The organism is Bacteroidota bacterium (assembly GCA_016213405.1).
Classification (GTDB): domain Bacteria; phylum Bacteroidota; class Bacteroidia; order Palsa-948; family Palsa-948; genus Palsa-948.
The window spans coordinates 38,680-52,506 of the sequence record JACRAM010000038.1 but is presented as its reverse complement, the minus strand read 5'-3'; the positions used below and the strand labels follow the sequence as shown (position 1 = coordinate 52,506).

The following is a 13,827-nucleotide window of genomic DNA, read 5'->3' as shown; positions in this document are numbered from 1 at the left end:
GTTATCACTTGCTTTTGCCTTCGGCTTCCTCCGCACAATGCCTCGCAACATTGCACTTGCTTTCAGCTAACACTTCGCGTTATCAACGTGTGTTCGGGACTTGCACCCTATAGTAAAAGAACATGGATGGCGCACAAAAAATAGCCACGACCTTAAGGTCGTGGCAAATGAATTATAAAAGAAGATGGGCTTCAGCCCAAACTTATTTGTTTACTACAATTCTTTTGACAGAGTTTCCAATTTTCAAAAAGTAAATTCCATTTTGAAGTTTTGAAACATCAATGGAATTTTTGCCAACTGCCAACTGCTGACTGCCGACTTTTTCTCCGAGAGTGTTAAATAGTTGAAGATTCTTCGCTTCGCTCAGAATGACAAATACATTTGTTGATGCTGGATTCGGATAAACAGAAACCTCATCTTCATTTTGAAATTCTGCAACACCATTGCCTCCCAGTGTTCCCGTCTTCATTCCGTTTCCGAAACTGGATACCCAGATTTCATTTGCGTTGGTGGGGTTAAAGAAAACTCTCTCGGGCTGTCTAAACGGATAACTCGCCACGTTTGAAAATGTGGGAGTGCCTGAATTGATGTTACTGCTCATCCAAAGTCCCTGTGTTTCGGTAGTCAGATAAATTTCATTTGCGTTAGAAGGATTAAAGGTGCAGGAAGTAACTCTGTCTAAAGTTGAGCCTGTAAGTTTTGTCCACGAAATTCCGCGGTTGGTAGTTTTGTACAAACCTCCCAAGCCGTTCGGATTTCCACCCCATCCGCTGAAAACTCCAACGTACCAGGTATTTTGATTCACATCATTCTGATCAACGACAATATCTTTTGTCCAGTATTTCATTCCGGGGTCAGTAACATCTGTCCATGAATTTGCAACAGGGTCATAAATAAAACAACCTGAACTCGCGGTAAAAGTTCCTGAAGAATTTCTTCTGCCGGAATAAGTCGCAACTAATTTCCCATCGTTCAACACAACCAAACATGCCGGATGTTTTTCTGTGTTCAGAGGATTAGGTAAAAGCGTCCAGGTAGAAGACGCGAGTAAATTTAAATTATCACAACGATAAACTCCGCCAAGTCCTGTTCCTCCACCATAGTGAATCACACTTGCATACGCGCGGTTCGGATTGTTCGGATCCAACGCAACCCAGAAAACAGGATGACCGAATGAATGAATCTGTGTCCATGTCAAACCGTTATCGGTTGAGTAAACAATTTTTCCGCTGGCGTCATTCGCATCCAACTGTGCATCTTGCAATCGCGTGCTCTGATACATATCGTGAATGCCTGAAGTGCCCGCGTATAAAGTTCCGTTCGCTCCTTGCGCAACGCGGTAAGTTGAGTTCACCGAATTTCCCGTGTAATTGAACGACCAGGCATTTCCTCCATCAGTAGAACGAATCCCCCCTATGTCAGAATAGCTTGCCCACATATTATTTGCTGCCGCAAGAAAAAATACTTGCCAGCAAGTTGTGTTTTCCATTCCGATGCTGTTGTAATTTGTTTTCTTGGGAGTGGGCGCGCCTGCCGGATGTTCATTCGAAGTATTTACATACGCCTGCTTCCATGTTACTCCACCATCATTTGTTTTGTGACAAAATCCAAAATCGCCAAAAATAACTTCATCTTTATTCGTTGCGCTGACATCAAACCCAAACGGGCATTCTCCCCAGCTCCAATCTTTGTCCCCCTGATATCCGCTCCAGCCAGTGATAATATTCTGATTATTGTTTGTGTTGAACACCTGAGCCCATGCACCTCCTGCATTTACAGTTTTCATAATCTCAGGATAAGAAGTGCGGCTTCCGGCAAGATAGGCGGTGTTAATGTCATTCTCCGCCATGTCAACATACATTATTTCATCTGTTCCCGGAGTGATGCCTGTCATTTTGGAAACCCATTGCGTGCTTCCGTAATCGCAGGAATAAACTCCAGCCAAAAACCCGCTGTAATCACTTCCTACCAAACCCACATACATATTCGCAGCGGTTCCTGTTGTACAGAAAAATCTTATGGTGGCTCCCACCTTGGCTCCTGTGAAAGAAAAAATTGCTTCGGCTGCCGGAATGCCTGTGATAGAAGCGGTACTCCATGTTCCTCCGCCATTCGTGGAAATTAAAACGCCATCATTGGTTCCGATGTAAATATTTAGTCCGTCAAAGAAAACTCCGCCCACAATATTGCCAGAACCTCCATTTATCGCGGTATGAATTAACGTGAAAGAAGTTCCACCGTTATTAGAAAAATAAATTTCTCCATAAGTGGAAATGATAATGCGCGAGGGCGTGGAGTAATCAACATGAATCGTATAAACATCCTGCGAAGGGTCGGGATTTCCAGAAACCAGCACCCATGTTACACCGTTATCCGTGCTCGTTACAGGTGTGCCTATGTCGTTGACGTAACTTATTGCGTAAAGAAGATTAGTAGTGGAAGTGAAACAAACTTTTGCATTTTGTCCTCCCATGAATTCAGAAAAGTGCACCTGCGAGTAAGTGAGACCGAAATCCGTAGTGTGAAAAAGTTCGCTCATATCGCAGGCGATGTAATACTCGCTGGTGTTTGCGGGATTAATGCTGGGTGAAAACAGCGCGCCTCCTCCGCCTACTCCGCGTGCTGACCAAGAAGTTGGTTGTGCTAGCAAATAAAAAGTAAAAAGTAAAAAGACAAAAATGGAGAGTGCAAATTTTTTCATGTTGGTAGTGTTATTTGTTAAATGAAGTTATTTAGAGCCATACCTTTGTTCCTTCCGAACAGTTTTGGCAAATATCAATTTCTTTTCTTGATTTCAAAAGCGCTGAACGAAATTTTGTGTACGAGCCGTTAAACCAAATTTCTTTAAATGTTTTTTCATTCAGATTTCCCAGCAGGTGTTTGGCGTCCTTATCAAAACAGCAGGGAACAATTTTGCCGTCCCATGTGATTACGCAGGAGTGCCACATGCGCCAGCAAGAAGCCAAGCCCCCCTCATTCCGCCCATTGGGGGGAAGATAGGTGCCGTCTTCCCTTTTTTTGTAACGAGCAAATTCTTCCTTGATTGGAATGCGTTCATTTCCTTTCTCGTAATCATATATCTGCGCGGATTTTATTTTTACTTCGTCAATACCTAATTTTTTTCCGAGTTTTTTTATTTCTTCTACTTCGTGTTCGTTCTGACGGAAAACTACAAACTGAAAAACAACGTGAGGGGTTTTTGATTTTAATTCTTTTTTCCACTTCAAAATTTTTTTTGTGCCGTCAGTCACTTTTTGCAGATCGCCACCGATTCTGTATGACTGATAAGATTTTTGTGTAGTGCCGTCAATGGAAATTATCAAACGGTCTAATCCTGATTCAACCGTGGCTTTCGCGTTCTCATCATCCAAATAATGTGCATTGGTACTTGTGGAAGTGTAAATATTTTTCTGCGAAGCATATTGCACCATCTCCAGAAATTTTGGATTCAGATACGGCTCGCCCTGAAAATAAAATGTGAGGTAAAAAATTTCTTTGTGGAGTTCGTCAATCGTTTTCTGAAAAAAGTTTTCATCCAGCATTCCTGTTGGACGCGAAAAACTTCTGAGTCCGCTCGGGCATTCGGGACAGCGTAAGTTACAACTCGTGGTCGGCTCAATCGCAATACTGATGGGCGAACCCCACTGGTGAGGTTTCTTCGTCCACTTTGAATAACAATATCCCGCGAGAACTTTTCCAGCGTTAATTCCTCTTCGGAAAGTGAATTTTGAAAGAAGGTTGAGAGAATCCATCAGCGAAGTACGAATTGTTTACGAATATACGAATTACCAACATCAAACGTCTACCCTTCAACCTCTCACGAATTATTATCTTCGCAAACTATGTGGAAAACGATTGCCCGCTATATCCTTCGCAACAGAATTATAATCACGGTTGTTCTTGCGGGCATTACTGTTTTCATGGGCTGGCACACGAGCATGGTGAGGATTCAATACGAACTTCCGAAACTTCTTCCCGACAGCGACAGCACGAGCATTACGTATGATAATTTTAAAAAACTTTTCGGCAAGGACGGAGCCGTGATGGTCATCGGCATTGAAGACAGCAATTTATACCAGTTGAAAAAATTTAACGACTGGTATGACCTCACCTATCAAATAAAAAAAGTAAAAGGAATTCAGGAAGTCGTTTCTGTTGCGCGGCTGAACAATCTCACAAAAAATGATTCGCTTCACAAATTTGAGTTTAATCCGATCATAAATCAAAAACCAAAAACTCAGGAAGAAACTGACAGCTTGAAAAATGTAATAGAGAATCTTCCCTTCTACGAAGGATTTCTGTATGAGAAAAAATCCGGCACGCAGATCATGGCGATTACGTTCAATACTAAGGAACTTGATTCAAAAGACCGTCTTGCCATTGTTGACACTATCCGCAATCACGTAAATGATTTTCTTGCCAAGCATTCTGAACTAAAAACAAAAGTTCATTTTTCAGGGCTTCCGTACATCCGCACAGAAATCGCGCGCACCATTCTCCACGAAATGCTTTTGTTCATGGGGCTTGCTCTTCTTGTCACCACGATTGTTCTGTTCCTTTTTTTTCGTTCGATACTTCCCGTTTTATTTTCCATTCTTGTAGTTTGCGTAGGCGTAACATGGTCGCTTGGATGCATTCATCTTTTCGGCTATCAGATAACGAGCATTTCAGGATTGATTCCTCCGCTTCTCATTATCATTGGAATTCCTAATTGCATTCTGCTTCTGAATAAATATCACATTGAATTTTCCCGCCACAAAAGCCAGGGGCTCGCGCTTGCAAGGATGATAGAAAAAATCGGCATTTCTCTTTTTCTTGCGAATGTTACTACTTCCATCGGTTTCGCTGTGTTTTGTTTCGCCAAAAGCAAAATACTTTTTGAATTCGGATTGGTTGCTTCCCTCAACGTGATGGCGACCTATGTTATTTCCATGCATCTGATTCCTATCATCTTTAGTTTTCTGCCGGCTCCGCACGAAAAACATACAAAACATCTTTCACGAAAATTTCTCGCTAAAGTTTTGGAGACTATTGATTACTGGGTTCATCATCACCGAAGAATTATTTACGCAGCTGTAACTATCATCGTTCTGATTTCTATTTACGGAATCACAAAAATAAAAGTGCTCGGCTATGTGGTGGATGATTTGCCGGAGAAGCATCCGATTTACAAGGACATGAAATTTTTTCAGGAGAAGTTAGGAGGTGTTCTTCCGTTTGAAATTGTGGTGGATGGAAAACGGGAAGGCATCGCGCTGAAGGACAGAACGCTGAGAAAAATAAATAAACTTCAAAAACTTTTATCGCAGTACGAAGAATTCACCCGCCCGCTTTCGATAGTAGAGGCGATAAAATTTTCCAATCAGGCGATGAATGACGGAAAGAAAAAGTTTTACATCCTGCCGGGAAGTTTAGACCTCGCCAAGATTGCGGATTATTCTTCCTCTGCGAAAGAAAAGCAAGACCGCTTCCGGGCGTTCCTTGACAGCACGAAAAGATATACGCGCGTTAGTGTTCAGATGGCAGACATCGGTTCCATAAAAATGAAAGCTCTTGTAAAAGAACTTCGCCCCCTCATTGATTCTGTTTTCAATTTTGATTACGATGAAAATAAATGGGCTGCCGATAGTTTGCGATTCAATGTTGCTGCCACAGGAACAAGTATGATGTTCATGGAAGGAAATGGATTTCTCGTTCAGAATTTATTGGAAAGTGTTTTGCTCGCCATCGTTCTGATTGCGCTGGTGCTTTACACGCTCTTCATGTCGCCAAGAATGATTTCTGTTTCCGTTATTCCGAGTTTGGTTCCACTTATCATCACAGCAGGACTGATGGGTTTTTTTGACATTCACCTCAAGCCCAGTACGATTTTAATTTTCAGTATTGCGTTCGGAATTTCCTCTGACGGCACATTATATTTTTTAACGAAATACCGCCAGGAATACAAGCATTTCCCCAACAGCATTTCTAAATGCGTTTCGCTAACCATCAAAGAAACAGGCGTGAGTATGATTTATACTGCTATCATTCTGTCCTGCGGATTCGGAATTTTTACCGCCTCCAGTTTTGGCGGAACTGCCGCGCTCGGTTTATTAATTTCCATAACTTTGTTTATGGCATATTGTTCAAACCTGATTTTGCTGCCTTGCTTTTTGCTTTCGCTTGAAAAACGATTAACAACGAAAGCTCTTTTGGAAACTCCGATAATTGAAGTGGAAGATGACGAAGACGAAGATGATGAAAAATAAAAAGCCCCACCCGACCTCCCCATTAGGGAGGAGAAGGAAAAGGCAAAACAAAAATGAACGACAATAAAAATAATAACACCAACAAGTTCTTCCCAACGGGGAGGATTTAGGTGGAACTTATGAAAGGAATAATTCTCGCAGGAGGTTCAGGCACGCGGCTTCATCCGCTCACTCTTGCTATTAGCAAGCAACTCATGCCGATTTACGACAAGCCTATGGTTTATTATCCTCTTTCGGTTTTAATGATGGCGGGAATAAACGAAGTGCTTATCATTTCAACTCCTCATGATTTACCGAGCTTTCAGAAACTTTTAGGCGATGGAAAAAATCTCGGATGTAAATTTGCTTATGCTGAACAAAAAAATCCCAACGGGCTTGCACAGGCATTTGTGATTGGAGAAAAATTTGTTGGCAAAGATTCTGTAGCGCTTATTCTTGGCGACAATATTTTTTACGGAGGTGGTTTGGGAAGATTGCTCAAGCAATACCAGAACCCTGAAGGTGGAGTTGTATTTGCTTATCATGTTTCTGACCCTGAAAGGTATGGTGTTGTTGCGTTTGACAAAAAAGGTAAAGCAATTTCCATAGAGGAAAAACCGCAACAGCCAAAATCAAATTATGCGGTGCCCGGATTATATTTTTATGATAATTCCATAATTAAGATTGCAAAAAACCTTAAGCCAAGCGCTCGCGGGGAATACGAAATCACAGATGTAAACAAAGAATATTTAAAGCAAGGAAAACTTAAAGTTGGAATTTTGGATCGCGGAACCGCCTGGCTTGACACAGGAACTTTTTCATCACTGATGCAGGCAAGCCAATTCGTGCAGGTAATTGAAGAAAGGCAGGATTTAAAAATCGGATGCATCGAAGAAGTCGCTTACCGTATGGGGCACATCAATAAAATTCAATTAAAAAAACTTGCAGAACCTCTGATGAAAAGCGGATATGGAAAATATCTTTTGAAAATCGCTGAAGAATAGCATGATCCGAAAAATCTTAATTACAGGCGGAGCCGGATTCATAGCGAGTTGTCTTGCTGAAAAACTTGCTGAGCAAGCGAAAAATAATATCGTGATTGTTGACGACTTAACAACAGGAGCTATAGAAAAAATTCCTCACTCCAAGCACGACAATGTTCGCTTCATCAAAGCTGATGTGAATGTATTTGATGACATCTCAAATATTTTTTTCTCTTTTCAGCCGGATTATGTTTTTCATTACGCGGCTGTAGTGGGAGTAAATCGTACGCTGGAAAACCCTGTGAAGGTCTTGAACGATGTTTCGGGCATAAAAAATATTCTGAATCTTTCTAAAAGTACCGGAGTGAAAAGAGTTTATTATTCTTCCTCCTCCGAAGTTTATGGCGAGCCGGTTGAACTACCTCAACATGAAGAAACTACCCCCCTGAATTCCCGTTTGCCCTATGCCATTGTGAAAAACATTGGCGAAGCGTATCTCAAAGCATATAAAAAAGAATTCGGTTTGGATTTTACAGTATTTCGATTTTTTAATACCTACGGGCCAAAACAAAGCAAAGATTTTGTGATTTCTAAATTCATTAACTGCGCTTTGAGAAATGCTGATATGGAAATTTTTGGCGATGGAAGGCAAACCCGCACGTTTTGTTTCATTGATGATAACATTGAAGCAACTATCAACGCTTTCTACAAAAATCTTTTTATTGACGATGTAGTCAACATCGGCAGCGATATTGAAATAACCATTCTTGAACTTGCGAAAACAATTATCAAACTCACTGATTCAAAATCCAAAATCATTCATCTCCCTCCGCTTGCCGAAGGCGACATGACACGCAGACAACCGGACGCCACCAAAATGAAAAAACTTCTCAATAGAAATTTTCTTTCACTGGAAGAAGGCCTGAAAAAAATTCTTGCCGACACACGATTCATCCTGAAAGATTAATTCTTCTTTTTTGTGATTGAAATTTTTCTGCATAGAATCAGCGAAGAGACAGAAAAACTTTCTGCTGAACTCTCCGTTCCGCCTGCTGAATTATACGAGCCCGCGCGTTACATGCTTTCGCTGGGCGGAAAAAGAATCCGCCCGCTGTTTGTTTTGCTTTCCTGCGATTTATTCGGAGGTAAGACTGACGATGCAATTTCTTCCGCTCTTGCGATTGAACTTTTTCACAACTTCACATTAGTGCATGATGACGTATTGGATAATGCATTGCTTCGCAGAAATCAGCCCACTGTTCATCAGAAATGGAATACATCTACTGCCATTCTAAGCGGTGATGTAATGCTGGTGAAAGCATATCAACTTATTGGCAGGAGTAAAATGTGCGATGCAATTCTTCCCTTCTTCAATAAAATGGCGGCAGAAGTTTGCGAAGGACAACAATGGGATTTGAATTATGAAAAACTGTATACAATTTCTATTGCCCAATATTTCAGAATGATTGAACTGAAAACAGCTGTGCTGATTGCGGCAAGCATGAAGATTGGCGGGATGATTGGAGGTGCAAACGAAGAAGATGCAAAAAACATTTACGAATTCGGAAAAAATACTGGCATGGCATTTCAGCTGCAAGACGATTTGCTGGATGTATACGGTGAATCTGAAAAATTCGGAAAGCAACAAGGTGGCGACATCATTTCCAACAAAAAAACTTTTCTCCTGTTGAAAGCATCTGAACTATCAAATCTTAATGCTTACAAAAAAGAAGAACTGACCCAATGGCTTGCCTTCGTTCCGAAAACTGAAAAAGATTCCGCGGAAAAAATAAATGCCGTGAAAAGCATTTATGATTTTACGAATGTGAAAAAAATTACTGAAGAAGAAATTAAATCCTTTCATCAAAAAGCAATTGTTTCGCTCGAAAAAATTTCCGCGCAAGAAGAAAAAAAGAAAGCGCTGGTTGATTTTACTTCTGCACTTCTGAAGAGAGAAGTGTAGTTTTATTTCTTCTCTCCTATAGGCATTTTAACTATTTTCGCTTCCCTTATGGCAGTTGAACAAAAATATATACGTAACTTTTGCATCATCGCCCATATTGACCATGGAAAAAGCACTTTAGCTGACCGTTTGCTTGAAATAACCAAAACCATTAACAAGCGCGACATGATGGCGCAAGTGCTGGATGATATGGACATTGAACGTGAACGCGGTATCACCATAAAGAGCCACGCGATTCAGATGGAGTATGACTATAAAGGCGAAAAATATTTTTTAAATCTGATTGATACTCCGGGTCATGTTGATTTTTCATACGAAGTTTCGCGTGCGATTGCTGCCTGCGAAGGAGCATTGCTTTTAGTTGATGCATCACAGGGAATTCAGGCGCAGACCATTTCAAATATGTATCTCGCATTGAATAATAATCTTGAAATAATTCCTGTCATGAATAAAGTGGACATGGATGCCGCCAAACCCGAAGAAGTAGCCGACCAGATGGTGGACATTATCGGATGCAAGCACGAAGATATTCTGAAGGCGAGCGGAAGAACCGGACAAGGCGTGGATGAAATTCTTCAAGCCATCATTGAAAAAATTCCTCCTCCAAAAGGAAAATCAGATGCTCCGTTGCAGGCGCTCATTTTTGATTCCGTGTTCAACACCTTCAGAGGAATTATTGCCTACTTCAGAGTGTTCAGCGGAGAAATAAAAAGGGGAGACAAAATAAAATTTGCTGCCACAGGAAAAGAATACGTTGCCGAAGAAGTAGGAATTTTTAAATTAAAACAAACCCCGAGAGATATTATAGAAACAGGAAACGTGGGATATGTCATTTCCGGAATCAAACAGGCGAGCGAAGTAAAAGTAGGCGACACGATTACGCTTGTAGAAAATCCTGCCGAACCGATACAAGGTTTTGAAGATGTGAAGCCGATGGTGTACGCAGGAATTTACCCTGTGAGTACCGATGATTTTGCCGAGCTCCGCGATGCGATGGAAAAATTGCAGCTCAACGATGCGTCTCTTACTTGGGTACCCGAAAGTTCTGCCGCGCTGGGTTTTGGTTTCCGCTGCGGATTTTTAGGATTGCTTCACATGGAAATTGTGCAGGAAAGATTAGACCGCGAGTTCAACATGAATGTGATTACCACCGTTCCGAACGTGAGTTATAAATTATATGACACAAAGGGCGTGATGAAAATAATTAACAATCCATCCGAAATGCCCGACCCCACGCAGATGGAAAAAGTGGAAGAGCCATACATCATCGCTAACATTATTACCAAAGTGGAATACGTGGGCAACATCATGAATTTGTGCATGGGCAAACGAGGCAACATAAAAAATCAGGTATACCTCACCACCGACCGCGTTGAACTTACATTTGAACTTCCGCTGGGCGAAGTGATTTTTGATTTTTACGACAAACTGAAAAGTATTTCCAAAGGATACGCTTCGTTTGATTATCACCCGATAGAATTTCGCGAATCAGAATTAGTGAAACTGGATATTCTAGTAAATGGAGATCAGGTGGATGCGCTCTCCGCGCTCATTCACAAAAGCCACGCGCATGATTTCGGAAGAAAGATATGCGAGAAGCTGAAAGAATTAATCCCGCGCCAGCAGTTTCAGATTGCGATACAGGCAGCTATTGGCGCAAAAATAGTCGCCCGCGAAACACTTTCTGCCATGAGAAAAGATGTTACCGCAAAATGTTATGGCGGTGATATTTCCCGCAAGCGCAAACTCTTAGAGAAACAGAAAGAAGGGAAAAAGAAAATGAAGCAGATTGGCAATGTGGAGATTCCGCAGAGTGCGTTTATGGCGGTGCTGAAGCTGGATTGAGTTTACGGTTTTCAGTCTACAGTTTACGGTTGGATTGTCATTCTGAACGAAGTGAAGAATCTCTTTTTTATTGCAGTATTATTTTTCTTACACCAAAATTTCCTTTCTCATCTGCAACTTTTACAAAATAAATTCCTCCATGAAGATTTGAAATGTCTATTTCATTCTTACCAATTGCCAATTGCTGACTGCCGACTTTTTCACCAAGAAGATTACACATCACAAGAGATTGCTTCGCTCCACTCGCAATGACGGTTATCATCTTGGAAGCAGGATTAGGAGAAACAGAAAATTCCATTTCATTTCCTATTTCATTCACAGCATTCGCAGAAAGTATGGCTTCCACTTTCAAATCATCAAAGAAAAATCCATCGTACTCAGCTCCGTTATCTGATTTGAGCATAAAGCGGATGAGCAGATTTTGGTTGGCGTAGCTATCCAAATCAACTTCTTCACGCACCCAGGGGAACATGAAGCCGTCATAAATGGGCTGTAGATTATCCTGATAGGCATTGCCGGGCTTGGTATATTTTCCGCAGAGAGCCGTCCATGTGTTTCCATTGTTATTGGATGCCATCACTTCTACATAATCAAAACGCGGTTCCACTTCCCATCGCGCGTGAAAAGAAAGCGTGGCGCTCACCGCTCCTGCTAAGCTCATCTGAGTTGTAGTTCTTATTCTTGTGGAATCATTGGTGTTGTAATTTCCGTTCGGACTGTCGGCAATAGAACCTGTTGAGGAATAATAAATGTTATTGTCAACTCCCCAACCCGTTGAAGATGTCCAGCCCGTCATGGAATTTCCGTTGCTGGAAAACAGAATGGTTGGCGTTCCGAAAACTTTTTCGATGGTATCGCTGTGTGTGTATAATCCGTTGTTTACTGAAATTATATATTCAAGCACTTGTCCCTGCACAGCGGAAGGACTTATGGTAAACGAAATGGAATCATTGGCTTCCTGCAGCATAGTGAAATTGGAATATGTTTTTGGCGCACCCACGCTTGTAATTTCAGGAGTTATCGGAGTAATGGAAACCGTGAATGTGGCGGGCGCATCCATTCCCAGACATTTTATGTTGTAATTGAAAAATCCGTTTTGCGAGGAAATGTATCTCGGTTCTTCATCCGTTGCCACTGCATGTTTCAACAGTAAATGTGCTGCGTGAAGATTCTGTGAAATGTTTTCCTTGCAAATACTCTCAATTAAATTCTGCGGAGGCCAGAAACCGTTTGCCGCATCGCCTGCTTCGGGAGTCATGGCGAAAATTTTCGCTTTCGATAATTGCTCACCGTACATCCAGTCGTCAGAACTGCCGTTCACCACATATTCCACTGTTTGATCGGCAGTTCCGTAGTTGTAGTGATTCTGCCAGGTTAAATATTCTGCATACTCTACAAACTGCGCGGAGTCGGGAGTGTAAATAGAGGGCTGATATCCCCAGGGATAGATTAAAAGATTTCCATACGTGTGATAGTTGAGTGTGAGTTTAAACTGGCGGGCGTTGCAGAAGTTCCGCAGGTTTTTGGTTTCGGGTTCAGAAAATCCGGCAGTGCCTCTGTATGTATCGGAAGAAGTGCTGGGAGAAGAACCATTGTCATCAAATCCCCAGTTGTAATCGTAATTTCTGTTCAGGTCAATTCCAAAAGTTCCGTCTCCATTATCTTTACGGTTTTTTCTCCACATACCTCCGCCTCCGGGGTCGGTGGTTTCATTGTATATATATCCGTCAGGATTTATACAGGGAACAAAATACATTTCAAGATTATCAACTAAATATTTTATTTCGGAATTTGTATTATAATTTTCCAGGAGATAATACATATACATAATGAGTTGCGAAACCGAGTTGGGTTCGCGCGCGTGATGAACTGCCGTGTAAAGCATTTCGGGTTCGGATTCATCTGCACTCGCGTTGTCAGAAATTTTCAGCCAGTAAACGGGGCGACCTTCAATGGTAAGCGAATCGAGAGGAGTTTTTGTTTTCACGAGATTCGGGAAAAGAGTTTTCATATTGTCGAGATGCCAGAGAATTTCTGTGTAAGTAAAATATCCGCCCATGCTTCCGAGCGTAAAATTTGCGGGTGTAGGATAATTGATGGTGGAATTGCATCCGTGTGTCAAAGGTTCGGGGGCGGGAACATATTTTTCGGATGAAGGATTGTTTTGTTCTCTGTAAAAATTCTGTACATCATCAATCTGGATTTCATACTTGAATCCTTTTTCTTTGATGATGTTAATTTCCTGTTCCGAGAAATCGGAAACAAAGAAAAATCCTTTTTTGCTGTCGCCATGGTCAATGCAAACTCCTGAAGCCGAAAGTTCTTTTAATCCTTTTCCGTCAGTAAAGATTTTAACGCGAAAATATTTTTGCTGCGCAATTACAGATTGCAGGTTACAGATTGCAAATTGTAAAATACAAAAGGCAATAAATGATTTTTTCATAAGATGAAATTATAGTGCAATGGTAGGAAAAGAAAAGAAGAAGGCAAAGAGAATTACTTGCTTTCTTCCAGCGTAACCTCGTAAAACTCCATAATCGGGTTGGCGAGAAGTTTTTTGCAGGCAGTTTCTGCTTTTTTATGAGCGGCTTCTTTGTCAGCGGCTTCTATCTCCAATGAAATGTGTTTGCCGATACGCACATTTTGAATTTCAGCAAGCCCGATGTTTTTCATGCTTCCTGTTACTGCTTTTCCCTGAGGGTCAAGGAGTGCCTTGAGGGGCATCACGTTTATTTCTGCTTTAAATTTCATAGAGTAATTATCTTTTTTCTGGGAACGAAGTTGCGAATCTTTTTACGAATTTTACAAA

General features: G+C 41.4%; 9 protein-coding genes. 5 read left to right on the top strand and 4 right to left on the bottom strand.

Annotated elements, in window-relative coordinates; translation table 11 throughout:
- Nucleotides 1–202: 202 nt before the first annotated feature.
- Together HY841_04375 and HY841_04370 are read right to left on the bottom strand one after the other, a co-directional pair.
- Nucleotides 203–2,701, bottom strand: a complete 2,499-nt coding sequence (locus tag HY841_04375) for a T9SS type A sorting domain-containing protein (protein MBI4929976.1) — start codon at nucleotides 2,699–2,701, stop codon at nucleotides 203–205.
- Between the two features lie 31 nt (nucleotides 2,702–2,732).
- Complete coding sequence (locus HY841_04370; GenBank protein MBI4929975.1) at nucleotides 2,733–3,752, bottom strand: SPASM domain-containing protein; 1,020 nt, start codon at nucleotides 3,750–3,752, stop codon at nucleotides 2,733–2,735.
- A gap of 90 nt (nucleotides 3,753–3,842) precedes the next feature.
- Here HY841_04370 and HY841_04365 point away from each other — a divergent pair, with 90 nt between their 5' ends.
- From HY841_04365 to lepA, 5 genes are all read left to right on the top strand, one after another.
- Nucleotides 3,843–6,248: an MMPL family transporter gene (locus HY841_04365; GenBank protein MBI4929974.1), complete on the top strand. Its 2,406-nt coding sequence runs from the start codon at nucleotides 3,843–3,845 to the stop codon at nucleotides 6,246–6,248.
- A 119-nt stretch (nucleotides 6,249–6,367) separates the two neighbouring features.
- Nucleotides 6,368–7,231, top strand: a complete 864-nt coding sequence (gene rfbA, locus HY841_04360; GenBank protein ID MBI4929973.1) for a glucose-1-phosphate thymidylyltransferase RfbA — start codon at nucleotides 6,368–6,370, stop codon at nucleotides 7,229–7,231.
- A 1-nt stretch (nucleotide 7,232) separates the two neighbouring features.
- Nucleotides 7,233–8,177, top strand: coding sequence for an NAD-dependent epimerase/dehydratase family protein (locus HY841_04355; GenBank protein MBI4929972.1), 945 nt, complete (start codon nucleotides 7,233–7,235; stop codon nucleotides 8,175–8,177).
- A 111-nt stretch (nucleotides 8,178–8,288) separates the two neighbouring features.
- Nucleotides 8,289–9,173, top strand: coding sequence for a polyprenyl synthetase family protein (locus tag HY841_04350; GenBank protein ID MBI4929971.1), 885 nt, complete (start codon nucleotides 8,289–8,291; stop codon nucleotides 9,171–9,173).
- A gap of 48 nt (nucleotides 9,174–9,221) precedes the next feature.
- Complete coding sequence (gene lepA / locus HY841_04345; protein ID MBI4929970.1) at nucleotides 9,222–11,018, top strand: elongation factor 4; 1,797 nt, start codon at nucleotides 9,222–9,224, stop codon at nucleotides 11,016–11,018.
- Nucleotides 11,019–11,085: 67 nt separating this feature from the next.
- On the opposite strand, the gene HY841_04340 is transcribed toward lepA, so the two are convergent.
- Entirely contained in the window at nucleotides 11,086–13,461 is a 2,376-nt protein-coding gene (locus tag HY841_04340) for an immune inhibitor A (GenBank protein MBI4929969.1), read from the bottom strand.
- A 53-nt stretch (nucleotides 13,462–13,514) separates the two neighbouring features.
- Nucleotides 13,515–13,769, bottom strand: a complete 255-nt coding sequence (gene purS / locus HY841_04335) for a phosphoribosylformylglycinamidine synthase subunit PurS (GenBank protein ID MBI4929968.1) — start codon at nucleotides 13,767–13,769, stop codon at nucleotides 13,515–13,517.
- Nucleotides 13,770–13,827: the final 58 nt, after the last annotated feature.

Coding starts and splice junctions, on each gene's coding strand:
- HY841_04375 (MBI4929976.1), bottom strand. CDS start 2,701: ATGAAAAAATTTGCACTCTCCATTTTTGTCTTTTTACTTTTTACTTTT.
- HY841_04370 (MBI4929975.1), bottom strand. CDS start 3,752: ATGGATTCTCTCAACCTTCTTTCAAAATTCACTTTCCGAAGAGGAATT.
- HY841_04365 (MBI4929974.1), top strand. CDS start 3,843: ATGTGGAAAACGATTGCCCGCTATATCCTTCGCAACAGAATTATAATC.
- rfbA (MBI4929973.1), top strand. CDS start 6,368: ATGAAAGGAATAATTCTCGCAGGAGGTTCAGGCACGCGGCTTCATCCG.
- HY841_04355 (MBI4929972.1), top strand. CDS start 7,233: ATGATCCGAAAAATCTTAATTACAGGCGGAGCCGGATTCATAGCGAGT.
- HY841_04350 (MBI4929971.1), top strand. CDS start 8,289: ATGCTTTCGCTGGGCGGAAAAAGAATCCGCCCGCTGTTTGTTTTGCTT.
- lepA (MBI4929970.1), top strand. CDS start 9,222: ATGGCAGTTGAACAAAAATATATACGTAACTTTTGCATCATCGCCCAT.
- HY841_04340 (MBI4929969.1), bottom strand. CDS start 13,461: ATGAAAAAATCATTTATTGCCTTTTGTATTTTACAATTTGCAATCTGT.
- purS (MBI4929968.1), bottom strand. CDS start 13,769: ATGAAATTTAAAGCAGAAATAAACGTGATGCCCCTCAAGGCACTCCTT.